Source organism: Streptomyces sp. TG1A-8, from assembly GCF_030499535.1.
Taxonomy (GTDB): Bacteria; Actinomycetota; Actinomycetes; order Streptomycetales; family Streptomycetaceae; genus Streptomyces.
In genome coordinates, this window is the sequence record NZ_JASTLB010000001.1 from 4,480,873 (window position 1) to 4,499,339 (window position 18,467).

Here is an 18,467-nt window from a genome sequence, read left to right on the forward strand (position 1 = left end):
GTCGCCGCCGATCGTGTTTAGGTGCGTCCTGTGAACCGCTTATTGACACCGACCGGAACGGGGACGTGACCGCATGGCCGCAGGAGGCTTCTGCAAGCTGCCGAACGGCACCGTCGTGGTGGCGCTCAACCTGCCCAGTCCCGCCGCCGACGGCCCCGCCGGGGTGCGTGTGCTGGTGCACGCCCGGAACCGGGCCCGGGCCCTCACCCGCCTGCGCAACCTGGGCCTGCGTGCGGTCTACCTGCGGGGCAACGCGGCCCCCCCGAGCCCGGACGAGATCACGGCCGTGCTGCACCACCCGGACGGCCTGATATGGCGCACCGCACCCGATGGCGAAGCCGCCGTCTTCGAGCTGTGGCGCCCGATCCGGGCACTGCTCCGCCAGTCGGCGGTGGTGCGGTAGGCCCGCCGGAGCCCGTGGGTCGGCGCTAGTCGCCGACCACCGGCTCGCCCGTGAGCCCCACCCCGGCCCCGCGCAGCTCCTCCAGGGCGCGTTCCGTGGTCCGCGGGGCGACCCCCGCGGTCAGGTCCAGCAGGACCCGCGTGCGGAACCCCTCCCGGGCGGCGTCCAGCGCGGTGGCGCGCACGCAGTGGTCCGTGGCGATGCCCACCACGTCGACCTCGTCCATCCGGCGGGCCCGCAGCCAGTCGGCCAGCCGGACCCCGTTCTCGTCCGTGCCCTCGAAGCCGCTGTACGCCGCCGCGTAGGCGCCCTTGTCGAACACCGCGTCCACCGCGCCGGAGGCGACGGCCGGGGCGAAGTTCGGGTGGAAGCCCACGCCCTCCGTGCCCGCGACGCAGTGCGCGGGCCAGGTGCGGACGTAGTCGGGGTCGTCGGCGAAGTGGTCGCCGGGCGCGACGTGGTGGTCGCGGGTGGCCACCACGTGGCGGTAGCCGGTGCCCGCCGCCTGGCCGATCAGCTCGGTGATCGCGGCGGCCACGTCCGCACCGCCGGACACCGCGAGGCTGCCCCCCTCGCAGAAGTCGTTCTGCACGTCTACGACGATCAAGGCGCGGCGCATGGTGGGTGTCCTTCGACGGTGGGGTGGGCGACTGGTCCGGGGAGGTTCGCGGGCGGCGGGGTCGTTCGACGGGACGGACGACCGGTCCCGTCCTAGTTACCCGAGCCCTCGTGGACGTACTCCGTCGGAAGGACGGGTTCCCCCCGGGAGAGCTGCGTCGCGGACAGGGGCAGGCCGCCGCGCGCCGCCATGTGCCGCTCGCGGGCCACGTCCAGCGGTTCCCGGAAGACCACCTCGCCGCCCTTGACCAGTTCCACCAGCAGCTGCCGGTCGGCCAGCGCGGTCGGCACCGCTCCGGTGCCCACCACCTCGGCCTCGGCCACGCCGTCCCCGTCCAGCCGCCGCGCGGCCCACTTGCGCCCGCCGACGGAGGTCTTGCCCCCGCTGGACTTCTTCGCGACCGGCACCAGCGGCGCCCCCGGGTCGGCGGTCTCGGCGCGGGCGACCAGCTTGTAGACCATGGACGCGGTCGGGTGCCCCGAGCCGGTCACCAGCTGGGTGCCGACGCCGTACGCGTCCACGGGCGCCGCCGCCAGCGAGGCGATGGCGTACTCGTCCAGGTCGGACGTCACGACGATCTTCGTGTCCGTCGCGCCCAGCTCGTCCAGCTGCTGCCGCACCCGGTGCGCGACCAGCAGCAGGTCCCCGGAGTCGATGCGCACCGCGCCCAGCTCGGGCCCGGCCACCTCCACCGCCGTGCGGACGGCCTCGGTGACGTCGTACGTGTCCACCAGGAGGGTCGTGCCCCGGCCCAGCGAGTCCACCTGCGCCCGGAAGGCGTCGCGCTCCCGGTCGTGCAGGAGGGTGAAGGCGTGGGCGGAGGTGCCGACCGTCGGGATGCCGTAGCGGAAGCCCGCCGCCAGGTCGGAGGTGGTCGCGAAGCCGCCGACGTAGGCGGCCCGCGCGGCGGCCACGGCGGCCAGCTCGTGGGTACGGCGGGCGCCCATCTCGATCAGCGGTCGGCCGCCGGCGGCCGCGGCCATCCGGGAGGCGGCGGCGGCGATCGCCGAGTCGTGGTTGAGGATGGAGAGGATCACGGTCTCCAGCAGCACGCACTCGGCGAAGGAGCCCTCCACCCGCATGACCGGCGAACCGGGGAAGTACACCTCGCCCTCGGGGTAGCCCCAGATGTCACCGCCGAAGCGGTAGCCGGCCAGCCACGCCAGGGTCTCCTCGTCGACGATCGCCCGCTCCCGCAGGAAGCCGAGGACACCGTCGTCGAAGCGGAAGTTCACCACCGCGTCCAGGACGCGCCCGGTGCCCGCCACCACGCCGTAGCGGCGCCCCTCGGGCAGCCGCCGGGTGAAGACCTCGAACACGCTGCGCCGCTCGGCCGTACCGGCCTTCAGCGCGGCCTGCAGCATGGTCAACTCGTACTGGTCCGTGAAGAGCGCCGTCGAGGGGACGTCCACCGGCAGCCCAAGGTCCGCTGTGTTCATGGCAGGGAATGGTACCCCCATTTCGTCAGTGTGACGATTTATGGCGGTCGTGGCAGCATGGGCCCTGTGACGTCACCCGCGCCCGTAGAGACCGAACGCACCGAGTCGGCGGAGGAGGTCTTCGCCGTACCCGAGCCCGACGTCCCCTGGGTCACGATCGTCCACAACGACCCGGTCAACCTCATGAGCTACGTGACGTACGTCTTCCAGACGTACTTCGGTTACTCCAAGGACAAGGCCACCAAGCTCATGCTCGACGTCCACCACAAGGGCCGGGCGGTCGTCTCCAGCGGCAGTCGCGAGGAGATGGAACGCGACGTGCAGGCGATGCACGGCTACGGTCTGTGGGCCACCCTCCAGCAGGACCGGAAGTAGCGACCTCCTCCATGCCCGGAACCTTCGAACCGCTCCCCGGCGGCGGCGCGGCCGTCGCGCTCGACGCCGTCGAGATCTCCATCGTCCGGTCGCTGGCCGTCCAGCTCCTGGAGATGATCGGCCCCGGCCCCGCCGGGGACGCCTCGGACGACCCGCTCGCCGAACTGTTCGCCGACGGCCCGAGCGAACCCCCCGCCGACCCGGTCCTGCGCCGGCTCTTCCCGGACGCCTACGGCGACCCGGAGGAGGCGCCCGCCTCCCCGGAGGAGGCCGAGCGGCGGCGGGCCCGCTCCGCCGAGTTCCGCCGCTACACCGAGAACGACCTGCGGGCCGGCAAGCGGGACAACGCCCTCGCGGTGATCCGCGACCTGGACGTGCTGGCCGCCTCGGCGGCCGGGGGCGGCGGGGCGGTGCTCAGGCTGTCCCCGGAGCAGTCCCGGCAGTGGCTCGGCGTGCTGAACGACCTGCGCCTGGCGATCGGCGCCCGGCTGGAAATCACCGACGAGGACGACACCGACCTGCTCTACGGCCTGCCGGACGAGGACCCGCGCAAGCCGATAGTGGTGGCCTACCTGTGGCTGGGCGGCCTCCAGGAGACGCTGGTGACGACCCTTATGCCGTGATCCGTCCCGATCGGTGTTCGCTCAGAGGACGCTCAAATCCGAATAACGATCCCATCACCACCGTGGTCGGATTTGCCGCGTTCGAGTGCCCTTTGTCTTTTTTGGCTGTGCGATGAGCCACATCGCGCCACGGTGATCAGTGCTGCGGCCGTGATAAATCTTCACGACCGCCCGGCGAACACCACCCACGTTCGGCCGGGTGCGCCACCGAGCCGGTGACCGCCGGCCAGGCACAGCTCCATCAATCCGGGGGGATCGAAACCCGGTCCGAGGCCGACGGAGGGCCCGGGTCGGCATGGAGAAAGGCGCACCTCAACATGGCCTCTGAGAAGGTCACCGAAGCCTCTGAGGAGGGCTACGAGCGCGGGCTCGGCAGCCGTCAGGTCCAGATGATCGCGATCGGCGGCGCCGTCGGCGTCGGCCTGTTCCTGGGCGCCGGGGCGAACATCGCCAAGGCGGGGCCCAGCCTCATCCTGATGTACGCCCTCGCGGGCGTGATCATCTTCTTCATCATGCGGGCCCTGGGCGAGCTGCTGCTGTACCGCCCGGTCTCCGGCTCCTTCGCCGAGTACTCCCGCGAGTTCCTCGGACCGTTCTTCGGCTACTTCACCGGCTGGACGTACTGGCTGATGTGGGTGGTGACCGGCATGGCCGAGCTGACGGCCGCCGCGATCTACGTCAACTACTGGTTCCCGTCCGTCCCGCAGTGGGTGACCGCGCTGGTCTTCCTGGTGGTCCTGTTCGTGGCCAACCTGATCTCGGTGAAGCTGTTCGGCGAGATCGAGTTCTGGTTCTCCATGGTCAAGGTCACCGCACTGGTCGGCATGATCGTGATCGGCCTCGGCGTGCTCACCTTCGGCTTCAGCGCCGCCGGCGACACGGCCTCCGTCTCGAACCTGTGGCAGTTCGACGGCTTCTTCCCCAAGGGCATCGGCTCCTCCCTGATGACCCTGCAGGGCGTGATGTTCGCCTACCTCGCCGTCGAACTGGTCGGCGTCACCGCGGGCGAGTCCGAGGACCCGGAGAAGACCCTCCCGAAGGCGATCAACACCCTGCCCTGGCGCATCGCCCTGTTCTACGTCGGTGCCCTCACGGTCATCCTGTGCGTGGTGAAGTGGACCCAGTTCGCGGAGGGCGTCAGTCCCTTCGTGAAGGCCTTCGCGGTCATCGGCATCCCGGCCGGCGCCGGCATCGTCAACTTCGTGGTGCTCACCGCGGCCCTGTCCTCCTGCAACTCCGGCATGTACTCCACCGGCCGCATGCTGCGCACCCTGGCCGACAACGGCGAGGCCCCGCGGGTCTTCGCCCGGCTGTCGTCGACCAGGACGCCGGCGTTCGGCATCACGGTCTCCGTCGCCTTCATGGGCATCGGCGTGGTGCTGAACTACGTCGTCCCGGAGAAGGCGTTCGGCTACGTCACCTCCGTCGCCACCGCGGCCGGCATCTGGACCTGGCTGATGATCCTGGTCAGCCACGTGCTGTACCGCCGCGCGGTCGACGCGGGCCGGCTGCCCGCCTCCTCCTTCCCGGCGCCGGGCGGCGCGGTGTGCTCCTACGTCGCCATCGCGTTCCTGCTCTTCGTCACCGGCCTGATCGCGTACGACGCCGACTCCCGCGTCTGCCTGTACGTGATGGCGGTCTGGGCGGTCGCGCTCGGGATCGGCTGGTTCGTGCTGAAGAGCCGCACGCCGGAGATCGCCGACCGCCGCGAGCCGTCCCTCGAAAAGGTCGGCTGAGCGGCCCAGGACCCTTCCCGGGACGTCCGGCCGCCGGGAGTTCTCGTGGCACCCCCGGCGGCCACCGCTCAGGACGTCCGCCGTGGGGCGGCCCCGCACCGGTCACCGGTGCGGGGCCACCCCACGGCGTCCCCGGACGCCCGGCCCGACGCGCCGGGCACGGCCCCTTTCCCCTCTGCTTATCCTGGCCGACATGCTGACCATCACCCAGGACCTGTACGACCGCATCGTCGCCCACGCCCGCCAGGACCACCCCGACGAGGCGTGCGGCGTGGTCGCCGGCCCGGTGGGCGCCGGCCGCCCCGAGCGCTTCATCCCGATGCTGAACGCGGCCCGCTCGCCCACGTTCTACGAGTTCGACTCGCAGGACCTGCTCAAGCTCTACCGCGAGATGGACGACCGCGACGAGGAGCCGGTGGTGATCTACCACTCCCACACGGCGACCGAGGCCTACCCCTCGCGCACCGACATCGGCTACGCCAACGAGCCCGGCGCCCACTACGTCCTCGTCTCCACCGCGGACGCCGACGGCCTCGGCGAGTTCCAGTTCCGCTCCTTCCGGATCCTCGACGGCGAGGTCACGGAGGAGGAGGTCAAGGTCGTCGACGCGTACTGATCCGGTGCCGATTCCGCGATCCGGACGGATTCCATCCAGGATGCGGGATCACACTCCGGAAGGCGGGCCGGGAATCGATACGATGAGCCCATGGTTCTGAACGACGTGAGCGAAAAGGCGCCGAGCACGCTGCTCGTGGCGCGGCTGCACGTCGACCTGTGCAGGCTGAACAGCGCCATCTGTTGACGTTCCCCACCGCCGTACGGCCGTGAGCCGCGGCGCGCCGCCGCGCGCCCACCGACCCACACACCTTCCGACAGGAGCCCGCAACCATGGCCATCGAGGTCCGCATCCCCACCATCCTCCGCACCTACACCGACGGCCAGAAGGCGGTGGAAGGCACCGGGGAGACCCTCGCCGAGCTGTTCGCCGACCTCGAGGCCCGGCACGCCGGCATCCAGGCCCGCATCGTGGACGGGGACCAGCTCCGCCGCTTCGTCAACGTCTACCTGAACGACGAGGACGTGCGCTTCCTGGACGGCATCAACACCAAGCTGTCCGACGGCGACAACGTCACGATCCTGCCGGCCGTCGCCGGCGGCATGGCCTGACCGGGCCGCTGAGCAGCGATGCGCTACGACTCCCCGTTGGCCGCGGTGGGCAACACCCCCCTGGTACGCCTGCCGCGGCTGTCGCCGTCCGCCGAGGTCCGCATCTGGGCCAAGCTGGAGGACCGCAACCCGACCGGCTCCGTCAAGGACCGCCCGGCCCTGCACATGATCGAGCAGGCGGAGAAGGACGGCCGGCTCACCCCGGGCTGCACGATCCTCGAACCCACCTCCGGCAACACCGGCATCTCCCTGGCCATGGCGGCCAGGCTCAAGGGCTACCGCATGGTGTGCGTGATGCCCGAGAACACCTCGCAGGAGCGCCGGGACCTGCTCGGCATGTGGGGCGCGGAGATCGTCTCCTCGCCGGCCGCGGGCGGCTCCAACACCGCCGTGCGCGTGGCCAAGGAGCTGTCCGCCGAGCACCCCGACTGGGTGATGCTCTACCAGTACGGCAACCCGGACAACGCGGGCGCCCACTACGCCACCACCGGCCCGGAGATCCTCGCCGACCTGCCCTCGGTCACGCACTTCGTCGCCGGCCTCGGCACCACGGGCACGCTGATGGGCGTCGGCCGCTACCTGCGCGAGCACAAGCCGGACGTGCGGATCGTCGCCGCCGAACCGCGCTACGACGACCTGGTCTACGGGCTGCGCAACCTCGACGAGGGCTTCGTGCCGGAGCTGTACGACGCCTCTGTGCTCACCACCCGCTTCTCGGTCGGCTCGGCCGACGCGGTCACCCGCACCCGCGAACTCCTCCAGCAGGAGGGCATCTTCGCGGGCGTCTCCACCGGCGCCGCCCTGCACGCGGCGATCGGCGTGGGCAACAAGGCGGTGCGGGCGGGCGAGAGCGCCGACATCGTCTTCGTCGTGGCCGACGGCGGCTGGAAGTACCTCTCCACCGGCGTCTACACGGCGGCCACCACCGAAGAGGCCATCGAGACCCTGCACGGCCAGCTCTGGGCCTGATCCGCCCCCACCACCGGCCAACTGCGTCCCAGCCCCCTCCCACGAGGGGGTTAAGCCATTGCTACGGAGCAGCAAAGAATTCCCAGCGGTACTGCCGGTGATCGCCCGGCGGGGGCTACGGTCCTCCCGCACCCTGTCATGTCACGCTCATTCGGCGGCGGGGTGCCTGTGAGTGTCATGCTCATGACTGCGCGATCCGCCGCCGCTACGCGCGTCACGGGCCTGCCCACCCAGAGCGAGAAACCCCACTTCCCGATGGAGGCAGCACCCCATGCGTGAGTCCCGCCCGGGCGGGCGGAAGCGGAGTCTGCGAAGACTCCTGTCCGCCGCCCTGCCCACCCTCGCCCTCACCGTCGCCGGACTGGCCGCGGCACCGACGGCCGGGGCCCAGGCCGCCGCGCCCGCGCATCCCGCCACCCGGGCCGCGCAGAACGCCCAGGCCCTGACCGACCCCGGCCGGCAGACCTTCCACGCCACCGGCCGGGCCGGCCAGAAGGTGCCCACCCGGCACCTGTGCGCCACCGCCCGCCCCGGCCGGGCGTCCTGCTTCGCCCAGCGCCGCACCGACATCAAGCAGCGCCTGGCCGCCGCCGTCGCCGCCGCGCCCTCCGGCCTGTCCCCGGCCAACCTGCACAGCGCCTACAACCTGCCCTCCACCGGCGGCTCCGGCCTGACGGTCGCCGTGGTCGACGCCTACAACGACCCCAACGCCGAGTCGGACCTGGCCACTTACCGCTCCACCTACGGCCTGTCCACCTGCACCAAGGCCAACGGCTGCTTCAAGCAGGTCAGCCAGACCGGCTCGACCACCTCGCTGCCCTCCAACGACACCGGCTGGGCCGGCGAGGAGGCGCTCGACCTCGACATGGTCAGCGCGGTCTGCCCCAACTGCAACATCGTCCTGGTCGAGGCCAGCTCCGCCAACGACACCGACCTCGGCATCGCCGAGAACGAGGCCGTCGCGCTCGGCGCCAAGTTCGTCTCCAACAGCTGGGGCGGCGACGAGGCGTCCGGCCAGACCACCGAGGACACCCAGTACTTCAAGCACCCGGGCGTCGCCATCACCGTCTCCGCGGGCGACTCCGGCTACGGCGCCGAGTACCCGGCGACCTCCCAGTACGTCACCGCCGTCGGCGGCACGGCGCTGAGCGCGTCCTCCAGCTCCCGCGGCTGGACCGAGTCGGTGTGGAACACCAGCTCCTCCGAGGGCACCGGCTCCGGCTGCTCCGCCTACGACCCCAAGCCGAGCTGGCAGACCGACACCGGCTGCGCCAAGCGCATGGAGGCCGACGTCTCCGCGGTCGCCGACCCGGCCACCGGCGTGGCGGTCTACGACACCTACGGCGGCTCCGGCTGGGCGGTCTACGGCGGCACCAGCGCCTCCGCCCCGATCATCGCCGGCGTGTACGCCCTCGCGGGCACCCCGGGCTCCACCGACTACCCGGCGAAGTACCCGTACACCCACACCGGCAACCTGTACGACGTGACCAGCGGCAGCAACGGCTCCTGCTCCACCGCGTACTTCTGCCGGGCGGCCGCCGGCTACGACGGCCCGACCGGCTGGGGCACCCCGAACGGCACCACCGCCTTCACCGCCGGCACCGGCACCGGCAACACGGTGACCGTCACCAACCCCGGCAGTCAGTCCACCGCCACCGGCAGCGCGGTCAGCCTGCAGATCAGGGCCACCGACAGCGCGGGCGCGGCCCTGACCTACGGCGCCTCCGGCCTGCCGGCCGGCCTGTCCGTCAACGCCTCCACCGGCCTGATCTCCGGCACCGCGTCCACCGCGGGCACCTACCAGGTCACGGTCACCGCGAAGGACTCCACCGGCGCCACCGGCTCCACCTCCTTCACCTGGACCGTCGGTTCCTCCGGCGGCACCTGCGCCCCGGCGCAGCTGCTCGGCAACCCGGGCTTCGAGTCGGGCAGCACCACCTGGACCGCCTCCAGCGGGGTCATCACCAACGACACCGGTGAGGCGGCGCACAGCGGCTCGTACAAGGCGTGGCTCGACGGGTACGGCTCCGCGCACACCGACTCGCTGTCCCAGTCGGTGGCCGTCCCGGCCGGCTGCCGGGCCAGCCTGACCTTCTACCTGCACATCGACACCGCGGAGACCGGCAGCACCGCCTACGACAAGCTGACGGTCACCGCCGGGTCGACCACCCTGGCGACCTACTCCAACACCAACGCCGCCTCCGGGTACGCGCAGAAGACCTTCGACCTGTCCTCCTTCGCGGGCAGTACGGTCACCCTGAAGTTCAGCGGGGTGGAGGACTCCTCCCAGCAGACCAGCTTCGTCGTCGACGACACCGCCCTGACGACCGGCTGACCCGCACGGCACCGGGTCCCGCACACGGCAGCCGCCCGGGTGCGGGACCCGCGCGTCGCAGGGGACCGCCCGGGTGGGGGCCGCGGGCGTGCGGAACCCGTCCGGGTACGGGATCCCCGCCGGGCGGGGGATCCGTTCGCGCCGGTGGTACGTCACATCCGCACCGGGCGGCCGACCGGCCGGCCACGGCAGAAAGGCGGTCACCCATGCGCCGTACGACGCTCAGCGCCCTCGCGGTGGTGGCGCTGTTCCTCACGGGCTGCGGCTCCCGGGGCGGGGACGGGGACACCGGCGCCGCCGGCACGGTGTCCCCGTCCCCGTCCCCCACCCGGTCCGGCACCGGCGCGCCCGGCACCGGATGCACCGCGCAGGCCGCGCTGCGGGCCGCCGACGACGGCCGCACCGTCTGCGTGGGCCGGGGCGGCGAGGTCCGGCTCACCCTGGACGGCACCCGGGAGCGCCCCTGGAAGCCGGTCGCGGCGAGCGGCGGCGCCCTGGAGGCGGTCAACGCGGGCCTCGTCCTGCGGCCGGGCGACGCCACGGCCGCCTACCGGGCGGTGGCCGCCGGAACGGTACGCCTCACCTCGTCCCGCCCCCTGTGCGCCGAGCCCACCGCCCCCGGCCAGGTCGCCTGCAAGGGGATCCAGGAGTGGACGGTCACCGTGCGGGTGGACCGCTAGGACCTCTCCTTCGGACCGGGCCGGACCTCCGCGGGCCCGGTCCGGTCCGAACGGAAAACCCCAGGGCCGCCGCCGGGCCCGCGCCCGGGCCGACGGGCTAGTCGGCGAGGTGGCGCACCTGGTCCCACAGGACCGGGTCGACCACGCCCACCCGGCGCCGGAAGTCCGCCACCGGCACCTCGCGCAGCTCGTCGGTCTGCAGGAAGCTGGGCCGGCCGTGCGCGTCGCCGACCGCGCCGGGCGGCAGCGGGATCACCCCGGCGCGCTCGTCGTGGTACTTGCTGCTGATCTTCGCGACCGTGGCCCGGTCGCCGCGCACCGCCAGCACCAGGCAGGGCCGGTCCTTCGACTCCGGGCGGTCCTCGTAGGGCACGTCGGCCCACCAGATGTCACCGGGCCGCGGACGCCGCACGCGGGCGCCCGGCCCGCCCGGGGCGGTGCGGCCGCCGGGGCGGCCGGGAGGCCGCAGCCGGCGTCCGCCGGGCCGGTGGCCGCGGCCCCAGCCGTCGACGAGAGCGGCGACGAGGGCGAGCAGCACCACCGCCGCGAGCGCCAGCCACCAGGACGTGTCCATGTGCACGACATTACCGGCGCGCGTCCGGCGGCGCGCGCCCTCTGACGGCCCATTACGCCCCCGGTCCAGCCGAACCGGTGACAGCACAGGTGAGTTCGCCCACAACGGCCCCTGGCGAAGGAGCGACCCGCCCTTTCCCGCCTTAGGCTCGACAAACCGCACGACCCCGCCAGCCCCCACCCGACCCCTCTCCACCGCTCCCGCCCATCGGCTCCCCGCCAACGGAGGTTTCTGCTTCATGAAGCTCACCGTCGTCGGCTGCTCGGGGTCGTTCCCGTCCGCGGAATCGGCCTGTTCGAGCTACCTCGTCGAGGCCGACGGCTTCCGGCTGCTCCTCGACATGGGCAACGGCGCCCTCGGCGAGCTGCAGCGCCACTGCGGTCTCTACGACCTCGACGCGATCTTCCTCAGTCACCTGCACGCCGATCACTGCATCGACATGTGCGCCTACTTCGTCGCGCGCTACTACCGCCACGACGGCGGACGCTGCGCCCCCCTGCCGGTCTACGGCCCCGAGGGCACCGAGCACCGTCTGACCACGGCCTACGCCGACACCCCCTCCGCCTCCTCGATGAGCGAGGTGTTCGACTTCCACACCGTCAAGCCGTCCACGTTCGAGATCGGCCCGTTCACGGTGCACACCGAGCGGGTCCGCCACCCCGTGGAGGCGTACGCCATCCGGCTCGAACACGGCGGCAGGACGCTGACGTACTCCGGCGACACCGGGGTGTCCGAGGCGCTGGACGGACTGGCCCGGGACGCCGACCTGTTCCTGTGCGAGGCCGCGTTCACGCACGGCAAGGAGGACATCCCCGACCTCCACCTCAACGGCCGCGAGGCGGGTGAGACGGCGACCCGCGCGGGCGCCCGCCGCCTGGTGCTGACCCACATCCCCCCGTGGACCGACCCCGGGATCAACCTCACGGACGCCCGCGAGGTCTTCGGGGGACCGGTGGACCTGGCGGCGCCGGGGCTGTCGTACGAGATCTGACCCGAGCACGGCGAAGGCCCCGGAACCCTCGCGGTTCCGGGGCCTTCGCCGTGCGGTGACGGCGCGCCTCACGCCTTGGTGAGGTCCTCGACCTCCTCCTCGGGCTCGCGGCCCGGGGTCTTGAGGTCGAACCTGATGATGGCGAAGCGGAAGGTGACGTAGTAGATCACCCCGAAGACCAGGCCGATCGGGATGATCAGCCAGGGCTTGGTCGCCAGGTGCCAGTTGAGCGCGTAGTCGATGAAGCCGGCGGAGAAGTTGAACCCGGCGTGCACGCCCAGGCCCCAGGTCACGGCCATGGACGCCGCGGTGAGCAGGGCGTGCAGCACGTACAGCAGCGGCGCGACGAACATGAACGAGAACTCGATCGGCTCGGTGACACCGGTGACGAACGAGGTCAGCGCGAGGGAGGTCATCATGCCGAGCACGGCCTTGCGGCGCTCGGGGCGGGCGCAGTGGGCGATGGCGAGCGCGGCGGCCGGCAGGCCGAACATCAGGATCGGGAAGAAGCCGGACTGGAAGAGGCCGGCGGACGGGTCACCGGCGAGGAACCGGGTGATGTCGCCGTGCACCACCTCGCCGGACGCCGTCTTGTAGTCGCCGAGCTGGAACCAGGCCACGGTGTTGACGAACTGGTGCATGCCGACCGGGATCAGACCGCGGTTCACCGCGCCGAACAGCGCCGCGCCGCCCGCCCCGAGACCCGTCATCCACTCGCCGAAGTGCGTGATGCCCTTGCCGATCGGCTCCCAGATCAGGCCGAAGAAGACGCCCGTCACGATGCCGACGAAGGCCATGATGATCGGCACCAGCCGCCGGCCGTTGAAGAAGCCGAGCCAGTCCACGAGCCTCGTGCGGTGGAAGCGCTGCCACAGCACGGCGGCGAGCAGACCCATGATGATGCCGCCGAGGACACCCGGGTCGTTGTACGTCGCCGCGACGATCTTGCCCTTTTCTATGTGCTGCTCGGTCAGCGGGAAGGCCTGGAGCACCTTGCTGTAGACGAGGAAGCCCACCACCGCGGCGAGCGCCGTGCTGCCGTCCGCCTTCTTGGCGTAGCCGATGGCCACGCCGATGCAGAACAGCAGCGGCAGGCTCCCGGTCAGCGCGCTGCCCGCGTTGCCGAACACGGCGGCGACCTTGTCCCAGCCCAGGCCGTCCTGGCCGAAGATGTCGTCCTGGCCGAGCCGGACCATGATGCCGGCCGCCGGCAGCACGGCGATCGGGAGCTGCAGGCTGCGGCCGATCTTCTGCAGGCCCTGGAACAGTCCGGAACCCCGCTGCTTCGCGGGGGCCGCCGTTGTCGTGGCGGTGCTCATAGGCTCGTCCTTCACGGGATACTGGTCTGCACCACTCACTGGTGTAGACCTGTTCTAGCATGATGCGGGCGTGCAAGGAACCACGAAATCTGCTACCGCGGCACTACGCGCTGTGCCGACCCGGACGCGGTGCCGCCGGAACCGTCACGACCCGTCGGACGTCCCGCGCCCCGGGAGGCGGACGCCGCGCTTGGCGACTGTCCCCGTGGTGGTGTAGACCAACTGGCGACGGTTCCGCTGTCGTGATCGCCCCCCTCGGCACGTACGGCACGACCGCTCGCCAAGATGGGCCAACTGTGGGTTACTGCGACAAAGCGGTTCGGATCAGGGAGAAGGAACATGGCCAGCAAGGCTGAGAAGATCGTCGCCGGCCTCGGCGGCATCGACAACATCGAGGAGATCGAGGGCTGCATCACCCGGCTGCGCACCGAGGTGTCCGACCCCTCGCTGGTCAACGAAGCCGCCCTGAAGGCCGCCGGCGCCCACGGCGTCGTCAGGATGGGCACCGCCATCCAGGTCGTCATCGGCACCGACGCCGACCCCCTCGCCGCGGAGATCGAAGACATGATGTGAGCGCCCCGCACCCGGCGCCCCGCACCCGGCGCCCGGACCCATGGCGCCGTTCACCGGCAAGGGGCTCCTCCCGCCGCGGGAGGGGCCCCTCGCGCGAGTCCCGATAGGCTCGGCGCCATGTCTCGAATCGACGGCCGCACCCCCGAACAGCTCCGCCCCGTCACCATCGAACGCGGGTGGAGCAAGCACGCCGAGGGCTCCGTCCTCGTCTCCTTCGGCGACACGAAGGTCTTCTGCACCGCCTCCGTCACCGAAGGCGTCCCGCGCTGGCGCAAGGGCAGCGGCGAGGGCTGGGTCACCGCGGAGTACGCCATGCTGCCCCGCGCCACCAACACCCGCGGCGACCGCGAGTCCGTCCGGGGCCGCGTCGGCGGCCGCACCCACGAGATCTCCCGCCTCATCGGCCGCTCCCTGCGCGCCGTCATCGACTACAAGGCGCTCGGCGAGAACACGATCGTCCTGGACTGCGACGTCCTGCAGGCCGACGGCGGCACGCGCACCGCCGCCATCACCGGCGCCTACGTCGCCCTCGCCGACGCCGTCACCTGGGCCCGGGGCCGCAAGCTCGTCAAGGCCGGCCGGCAGCCGCTGACCGGCACCGTCTCCGCCGTCTCCGTCGGCATCGTCGGCGGCGTCCCGCTCCTCGACCTCTGCTACCAGGAAGACGTGCGCGCCGAGACCGACATGAACGTCGTCTGCACCGGCGACGGCCGCTTCGTCGAGGTCCAGGGCACCGCCGAGGCCGAGCCCTTCGCCCGCGCGGAACTCGACGCCCTGCTCGACCTCGCCGTCACCGGCTGCTCCGAACTCGCCGCGCTCCAGCAGGCCGCCCTGGCCGAAACCGCCGCGCAGTAGGCGGCCTCCGGGGACGGCCGGCGGCGCGCGGGCAGCTCGGCGGCAACCCGCGCGCCCTCCCCGGCGTCCCTGGGGACACGGGCGCACGGCCCACCGCCGCGCGCCCGTACCAGCCGCACCAGGGGAGGAAACACACCATGGCCGTCAGCCGCCACCGAGGCCGGAGCGCCGCCGTCGCCGCCGCCGTCGCGTCCACCGTGCTCACCGCCGTCCTCACCACCGGCTGCGACGCCGTGGACCGGGCCCTGGACTGCGTGCAGACCGCCGACACCATCGCCGACGGCGTCACCGCCCTCCAGCAGGCCGTGGAGAACGCCGCGAACGACCCCGCACAGGCCGACGCCTCCCTCGACTCCATCGAGCGGAACCTGAAGAAGATCGGCGACCGCACCGACGACGCCGACGTCAACAAGGCGGTCGACGACCTCGACCGGGCCGTGGACGACGTCCGCACGGCGCTCGACCACGGCGACACCACCCCCGACATCAGCCCCGTCACGGACGCGGCGGGCGAACTGACGAAGGTCTGCCGGCCCTAGGGTCCTTCGCCCGGAGCAGGCCGGAGTCCGCCGGCGGGGCCCGCGGGAGGGCGCCGGCGGGGCCCGCGGGAGGGCGCCGACGGGGCCCCGGCCCGCTGGCAGGCCGCCTCCAGCCGCTCCTCGAACTCCGCCACGTCCAGGCGCCCCTCGGCCACGGCGTCCCGCACTACCCCGACGACCCGTTCGCGGTGGGCATCGGACGCGCGGAGGTCCGGCACTGCGTTGTCGGCCATGACAGCACCCTACGAGACCACCCGCCTACGGAACCGCCCTCCCGCGCACATCCTCCGCGTACATCCTCGCGATGACCGACTCGATGTCCGGCTCCCGCACCGACAGGTCCACCAGCGGATACCGTGCCGCGAGGTGCGCCACCAGCGGCGCCGCCGACTGCCCCGCCGGAAACGCCAGCCACTGCCGCGGCCCCTGCACCCGCACCACCCGGCCGACCGGCGCCTCGACCGGCGGCAGCTCCCGCTCGAAGTCCACCACCAGCGTCCGCTCCCCGTCCCCGGCCTCGTGCAGCCCGGCCAGCGCACCGTCGTACACCAGCCGCCCGTGGTCGATCACCATCACCCGCGAGCACAACTGCTCGATGTCCTGCAGGTCGTGCGTCGTCAGCAGCACCGTCGTGCCCCGCTCGGCGTTCAACTCCTTCAGGAAACCGCGCACCTTGACCTTCGACACCACGTCCAGGCCGATCGTCGGCTCGTCCAGGTACAGCACCTCCGGATCATGCAGCAGCGCCGCCGCGATGTCCCCCCGCATCCGCTGCCCCAGCGACAGCTGCCGCACCGGCACGTCCAACAGGTCTCCCAGCTCCAGCAGTTCCACGCACCGGCTGAGGTTCTCCCGGTAACGGGCGTCCGGGATCCGGTACATGCGGTGCGCCAGCCGGTAGGAGTCGACCAGCGGCAGGTCCCACCACAGCGTGGTCCGCTGACCGAACACCACCCCGATCCGCTGCGCCAGCCGTCTCCGCTCCCGCGCGGGATCGACGCCCGCCACCCGCAGCCGGCCCGCGCTCGGCGTCAGGATGCCGGTCAGCATCTTGATCGTGGTCGACTTCCCGGCCCCGTTCGGCCCGATGTACCCGACCATCTCGCCGCGCGCCACCGTGAACGAGATGGAGTCCACCGCCCGCACCTGCCGCCGCTCCCGCCTGAGGAACCCCGTCCGCCTGCGCACCTCGAAGACCTTCTCGACCTGCTCCAGCACGATGAACCCACTGTCCGGCACCCGCTAACTCCCCGTGCTCCGATACGAACGAAGTCCCGCCCGCCAGGCCAGCCCCGCCAGCGCACAGCACACCACCGCCACCAGCGGAGACGTGAACGCCACCCACCCGGGCAGCCCCAGCGGGTACGGCCGCCCCAGCACGTAACCCGCGGGCAGCCAGTTCACGAAGGCCAGCGGCAGCACGAACGTCACCCCGCGCACCAGTTCCTTCGCGAACACCGTCGGCGGATACTGCAACAGCGTCGTACCGCCGTACGTGAAGGCGTTCTGCACCTCCGAGGCGTCCTGCGTCACGAACTGGAACGCCGCCCCCGCCACGAACACCGCGCAGAAGATCCCGAAACCGCTCGCCACCATCACCGGCATCAGCAGCAGCTTCAGCGGCGACCAGTCGACGTCCAGCCGGCCCAGGGACCAGCCCAGCACCAGCGTCCCCTGCGTCACCCGCCCCAGCCGCCGCAGCGCGAACCGGTCCGCCGCCACCTGCGCCAGCACCGGCGCCGGCCGCACCAGCAGCGTGTCCAGCGTGCCGTCCCGCACCCGGCGCCCCAGCCGGTCCATCGAACCGATCACCAGATCCGCCAGCCCGAACGAGACCGCCGACAGGCCGTACAGGAACGCCACCTCCGGCAGCGCGTACCCGCCCAGGGCCTCGACGTGCGAGAACATCAGCAGCACCGCGACGAAGTCGAAGAAGGTCGCCGCGAAGTTCCCGAACGTCGTCATCGCGAAGGACACCCGGTAGGCCATCGTGGACCGGATCCACATCCCCGCGACCAACCGGTAGGCCCGCACCCCCTCCGCCAGCCGGCCGCCCTCCGCCGGAGCGCCCCGCTCAGCCACCCTGGACCACCACCCGCCGCGCGGCCACCGACTGCAGCAGCCGGCCCGCACCCAGCAGCACCACCGCCCACGCCCCCTGGAACAGGTACGTGCCCAGCGGATCCGCCCGCCCCAGCAGCACGTCCGCCGGCGCCTGCAGCAGCGCCGACCACGGCAGCACCCGGACCACCTCCCCCAGCACCCCCGGGAAGACGTTCAGCGGCAGCAGCATCCCCGAACAGAAGTACCCGGCCAGCCACATCACCTGCGACACCCCCGCGCCGTCCAGCAGCCAGAACGCGCTCAACGCCACCAGGAACCGGATCCCGAACCCGACCAGCATCGCCAGCACCACCGCCACCGCGAAGGCCGCCCACGTGCCCGCGTCCGCCGGCAGACGGGCCGGAAAACACAGCGCGCCGAACGCGAACGGGACCAGGCCCCGCCCCAGCAACTGGAAGAACGCCCGGCCCAGATCGGCGGCCAGCCACCACGCCTGCAGATCGACGGGCCGGTACAGGTCGACCGCCACGTCCCCGGTGCGGATGCGCTCCATCAGCTCTTCCTCGGCGCCCCCGCCCCCGATCGCGAGCGTCGACAGGAACGCCTGCCCCAGCCACACGTACGTCACGGCCTGCCCCTGGTCGTATCCGCCCAGATGGGGGCGCTCGTCCCACAGTGCGCGGTACGTCGAGACGAGGATCAGCCCGAACACCGTGTTGGTGAACACCCCTGCCGCAGTGGCCGCCCGGTAGGTCGCGTACCGTCGGAACCCCCCTGCTGCGACGGCCACGTACAACCGTCCCGCGCCCACGCCAGTCCACCTCCCGGGACCGCTCGACACCGAAGCGCAGGAGCATAGTCCGGAGGCCCGGCGGCCGGCCACGCATTTTCCGCCGGAAGCGTGCCGGAATCCGGGAACGGAACGCCAGGTGCGAGAGTCTTCAAACAGGGGGCGCAGAAGGCGTACGAGTGCGTACGGAACGTACGACGTTCGAAACAGGAGTCCGTGCACGACATGAGCGACGAGCCGCAGCCGCAGCAGCCGACCGAGGGCGGGGCGCGAAGGCAGCCGCCACCGGCTGGAGGGCCCGGCACGCCGGGGGACCGGGAGGAGAGGGACACGCAGAGGGATGCCGGGACCGAAAGGCCCGGTGCCCCGTCCCGGGCGGACGAGGGCTCCGGTGCCCCGTCCCCGCACTCCGGCGA

The 18,467-nt window shown here is 72.1% G+C and carries 21 protein-coding genes and 1 pseudogene; 14 read left to right on the forward strand and 8 right to left on the reverse strand.

Going from position 1 to position 18,467, the window contains the following annotated elements; all coding sequences use genetic code 11:
* Positions 1–73 precede the first annotated feature (73 nt).
* Positions 74–403 carry a hypothetical protein gene (locus tag QQY24_RS19600; protein WP_301973994.1) on the forward strand — a complete coding sequence of 110 codons (330 nt, stop codon included), beginning with the start codon at positions 74–76 and terminating at the stop codon, positions 401–403.
* 25 nt (positions 404–428) lie between these two features.
* On the opposite strand, the gene QQY24_RS19605 is transcribed toward QQY24_RS19600, so the two are convergent.
* Both QQY24_RS19605 and QQY24_RS19610 read right to left on the reverse strand, forming a co-directional pair.
* Positions 429–1,022, reverse strand: a complete 594-nt coding sequence (locus tag QQY24_RS19605; protein ID WP_301973995.1) for a nicotinamidase — start codon at positions 1,020–1,022, stop codon at positions 429–431.
* Positions 1,023–1,114: 92 nt separating this feature from the next.
* The gene (locus tag QQY24_RS19610) at positions 1,115–2,461 is read right to left on the reverse strand and encodes a nicotinate phosphoribosyltransferase (RefSeq protein WP_301973996.1); all 1,347 of its coding nucleotides are present in this window, start codon (positions 2,459–2,461) and stop codon (positions 1,115–1,117) included.
* 57 nt (positions 2,462–2,518) lie between these two features.
* Between QQY24_RS19610 and clpS the strand changes: the two genes are divergently transcribed.
* The 9 genes from clpS (at position 2,519) to QQY24_RS19650 (ending at position 10,346) form a co-directional block, all read left to right on the forward strand.
* On the forward strand, positions 2,519–2,836 hold the full coding sequence (gene clpS / locus QQY24_RS19615) for an ATP-dependent Clp protease adapter ClpS (protein WP_301973997.1): 318 nt from the start codon (positions 2,519–2,521) through the stop codon (positions 2,834–2,836).
* Between the two features lie 11 nt (positions 2,837–2,847).
* Positions 2,848–3,459, forward strand: a complete 612-nt coding sequence (locus tag QQY24_RS19620) for a DUF2017 domain-containing protein (RefSeq protein WP_301973998.1) — start codon at positions 2,848–2,850, stop codon at positions 3,457–3,459.
* A gap of 317 nt (positions 3,460–3,776) precedes the next feature.
* Positions 3,777–5,195 (forward strand): amino acid permease, encoded by a 1,419-nt coding sequence (locus tag QQY24_RS19625; RefSeq protein ID WP_301973999.1) that lies wholly within the window; start codon positions 3,777–3,779, stop codon positions 5,193–5,195.
* Positions 5,196–5,388: 193 nt separating this feature from the next.
* The gene (locus QQY24_RS19630) at positions 5,389–5,811 is read left to right on the forward strand and encodes a M67 family metallopeptidase (RefSeq protein ID WP_301974000.1); all 423 of its coding nucleotides are present in this window, start codon (positions 5,389–5,391) and stop codon (positions 5,809–5,811) included.
* Between the two features lie 90 nt (positions 5,812–5,901).
* On the forward strand, positions 5,902–5,997 hold the full coding sequence (locus tag QQY24_RS34800) for a putative leader peptide (protein WP_335743766.1): 96 nt from the start codon (positions 5,902–5,904) through the stop codon (positions 5,995–5,997).
* Positions 5,998–6,083: 86 nt separating this feature from the next.
* Complete coding sequence (locus QQY24_RS19635; RefSeq protein ID WP_301974001.1) at positions 6,084–6,362, forward strand: MoaD/ThiS family protein; 279 nt, start codon at positions 6,084–6,086, stop codon at positions 6,360–6,362.
* An 18-nt stretch (positions 6,363–6,380) separates the two neighbouring features.
* Positions 6,381–7,331: a PLP-dependent cysteine synthase family protein gene (locus QQY24_RS19640; RefSeq protein WP_301974002.1), complete on the forward strand. Its 951-nt coding sequence runs from the start codon at positions 6,381–6,383 to the stop codon at positions 7,329–7,331.
* A 271-nt stretch (positions 7,332–7,602) separates the two neighbouring features.
* Entirely contained in the window at positions 7,603–9,666 is a 2,064-nt protein-coding gene (locus tag QQY24_RS19645) for a putative Ig domain-containing protein (protein ID WP_301974003.1), read from the forward strand.
* A 206-nt stretch (positions 9,667–9,872) separates the two neighbouring features.
* On the forward strand, positions 9,873–10,346 hold the full coding sequence (locus QQY24_RS19650) for a hypothetical protein (RefSeq protein ID WP_301974004.1): 474 nt from the start codon (positions 9,873–9,875) through the stop codon (positions 10,344–10,346).
* A 97-nt stretch (positions 10,347–10,443) separates the two neighbouring features.
* Here QQY24_RS19650 and QQY24_RS19655 read toward each other — a convergent pair whose 3' ends face one another.
* Positions 10,444–10,920 (reverse strand): type II toxin-antitoxin system PemK/MazF family toxin, encoded by a 477-nt coding sequence (locus QQY24_RS19655; protein ID WP_301974005.1) that lies wholly within the window; start codon positions 10,918–10,920, stop codon positions 10,444–10,446.
* Between the two features lie 238 nt (positions 10,921–11,158).
* Between QQY24_RS19655 and QQY24_RS19660 the strand changes: the two genes are divergently transcribed.
* The gene (locus tag QQY24_RS19660; RefSeq protein WP_301974006.1) at positions 11,159–11,911 is read left to right on the forward strand and encodes an MBL fold metallo-hydrolase; all 753 of its coding nucleotides are present in this window, start codon (positions 11,159–11,161) and stop codon (positions 11,909–11,911) included.
* Between the two features lie 68 nt (positions 11,912–11,979).
* On the opposite strand, the gene QQY24_RS19665 is transcribed toward QQY24_RS19660, so the two are convergent.
* Complete coding sequence (locus QQY24_RS19665; RefSeq protein ID WP_301974007.1) at positions 11,980–13,230, reverse strand: PTS transporter subunit EIIC; 1,251 nt, start codon at positions 13,228–13,230, stop codon at positions 11,980–11,982.
* Positions 13,231–13,569: 339 nt separating this feature from the next.
* On the opposite strand from QQY24_RS19665, the gene QQY24_RS19670 reads away from it, so the two are divergent.
* From QQY24_RS19670 to QQY24_RS19680, 3 genes are all read left to right on the forward strand, one after another.
* Complete coding sequence (locus tag QQY24_RS19670; RefSeq protein ID WP_301974008.1) at positions 13,570–13,803, forward strand: PTS glucose/sucrose transporter subunit IIB; 234 nt, start codon at positions 13,570–13,572, stop codon at positions 13,801–13,803.
* A gap of 117 nt (positions 13,804–13,920) precedes the next feature.
* Positions 13,921–14,658: a ribonuclease PH gene (rph, locus tag QQY24_RS19675; protein ID WP_301974009.1), complete on the forward strand. Its 738-nt coding sequence runs from the start codon at positions 13,921–13,923 to the stop codon at positions 14,656–14,658.
* 137 nt (positions 14,659–14,795) lie between these two features.
* Entirely contained in the window at positions 14,796–15,197 is a 402-nt protein-coding gene (locus tag QQY24_RS19680) for a hypothetical protein (protein ID WP_301974010.1), read from the forward strand.
* 104 nt (positions 15,198–15,301) lie between these two features.
* On the opposite strand, the pseudogene QQY24_RS19685 reads toward QQY24_RS19680, so the two are convergent.
* The 4 genes and pseudogenes from QQY24_RS19685 to QQY24_RS19700 all read right to left on the reverse strand — a co-directional run.
* Positions 15,302–15,430, reverse strand: a pseudogene (locus QQY24_RS19685) (DUF1707 domain-containing protein); the annotation flags it as partial.
* A gap of 25 nt (positions 15,431–15,455) precedes the next feature.
* The gene (locus QQY24_RS19690; protein WP_301974011.1) at positions 15,456–16,436 is read right to left on the reverse strand and encodes an ATP-binding cassette domain-containing protein; all 981 of its coding nucleotides are present in this window, start codon (positions 16,434–16,436) and stop codon (positions 15,456–15,458) included.
* Between the two features lie 3 nt (positions 16,437–16,439).
* Complete coding sequence (locus tag QQY24_RS19695) at positions 16,440–17,279, reverse strand: ABC transporter permease (protein ID WP_301974012.1); 840 nt, start codon at positions 17,277–17,279, stop codon at positions 16,440–16,442.
* Complete coding sequence (locus QQY24_RS19700; protein ID WP_301974013.1) at positions 17,272–18,072, reverse strand: ABC-2 family transporter protein; 801 nt, start codon at positions 18,070–18,072, stop codon at positions 17,272–17,274. The genes QQY24_RS19695 and QQY24_RS19700 overlap by 8 nt, the downstream gene beginning before the upstream one ends.
* Positions 18,073–18,467 lie beyond the last annotated feature (395 nt).

What these genes read in the sequence shown, in the direction of transcription:
- QQY24_RS19600 (WP_301973994.1), top strand. Translation starts at nt 74, where the DNA reads ATGGCCGCAGGAGGCTTCTGCAAGCTGCCGAACGGCACCGTCGTGGTG.
- QQY24_RS19605 (WP_301973995.1), bottom strand. Translation starts at nt 1,022, where the DNA reads ATGCGCCGCGCCTTGATCGTCGTAGACGTGCAGAACGACTTCTGCGAG.
- QQY24_RS19610 (WP_301973996.1), bottom strand. Translation starts at nt 2,461, where the DNA reads ATGAACACAGCGGACCTTGGGCTGCCGGTGGACGTCCCCTCGACGGCG.
- clpS (WP_301973997.1), top strand. Translation starts at nt 2,519, where the DNA reads ATGGGCCCTGTGACGTCACCCGCGCCCGTAGAGACCGAACGCACCGAG.
- QQY24_RS19620 (WP_301973998.1), top strand. Translation starts at nt 2,848, where the DNA reads ATGCCCGGAACCTTCGAACCGCTCCCCGGCGGCGGCGCGGCCGTCGCG.
- QQY24_RS19625 (WP_301973999.1), top strand. Translation starts at nt 3,777, where the DNA reads ATGGCCTCTGAGAAGGTCACCGAAGCCTCTGAGGAGGGCTACGAGCGC.
- QQY24_RS19630 (WP_301974000.1), top strand. Translation starts at nt 5,389, where the DNA reads ATGCTGACCATCACCCAGGACCTGTACGACCGCATCGTCGCCCACGCC.
- QQY24_RS34800 (WP_335743766.1), top strand. Translation starts at nt 5,902, where the DNA reads ATGGTTCTGAACGACGTGAGCGAAAAGGCGCCGAGCACGCTGCTCGTG.
- QQY24_RS19635 (WP_301974001.1), top strand. Translation starts at nt 6,084, where the DNA reads ATGGCCATCGAGGTCCGCATCCCCACCATCCTCCGCACCTACACCGAC.
- QQY24_RS19640 (WP_301974002.1), top strand. Translation starts at nt 6,381, where the DNA reads ATGCGCTACGACTCCCCGTTGGCCGCGGTGGGCAACACCCCCCTGGTA.
- QQY24_RS19645 (WP_301974003.1), top strand. Translation starts at nt 7,603, where the DNA reads ATGCGTGAGTCCCGCCCGGGCGGGCGGAAGCGGAGTCTGCGAAGACTC.
- QQY24_RS19650 (WP_301974004.1), top strand. Translation starts at nt 9,873, where the DNA reads ATGCGCCGTACGACGCTCAGCGCCCTCGCGGTGGTGGCGCTGTTCCTC.
- QQY24_RS19655 (WP_301974005.1), bottom strand. Translation starts at nt 10,920, where the DNA reads ATGGACACGTCCTGGTGGCTGGCGCTCGCGGCGGTGGTGCTGCTCGCC.
- QQY24_RS19660 (WP_301974006.1), top strand. Translation starts at nt 11,159, where the DNA reads ATGAAGCTCACCGTCGTCGGCTGCTCGGGGTCGTTCCCGTCCGCGGAA.
- QQY24_RS19665 (WP_301974007.1), bottom strand. Translation starts at nt 13,230, where the DNA reads ATGAGCACCGCCACGACAACGGCGGCCCCCGCGAAGCAGCGGGGTTCC.
- QQY24_RS19670 (WP_301974008.1), top strand. Translation starts at nt 13,570, where the DNA reads ATGGCCAGCAAGGCTGAGAAGATCGTCGCCGGCCTCGGCGGCATCGAC.
- rph (WP_301974009.1), top strand. Translation starts at nt 13,921, where the DNA reads ATGTCTCGAATCGACGGCCGCACCCCCGAACAGCTCCGCCCCGTCACC.
- QQY24_RS19680 (WP_301974010.1), top strand. Translation starts at nt 14,796, where the DNA reads ATGGCCGTCAGCCGCCACCGAGGCCGGAGCGCCGCCGTCGCCGCCGCC.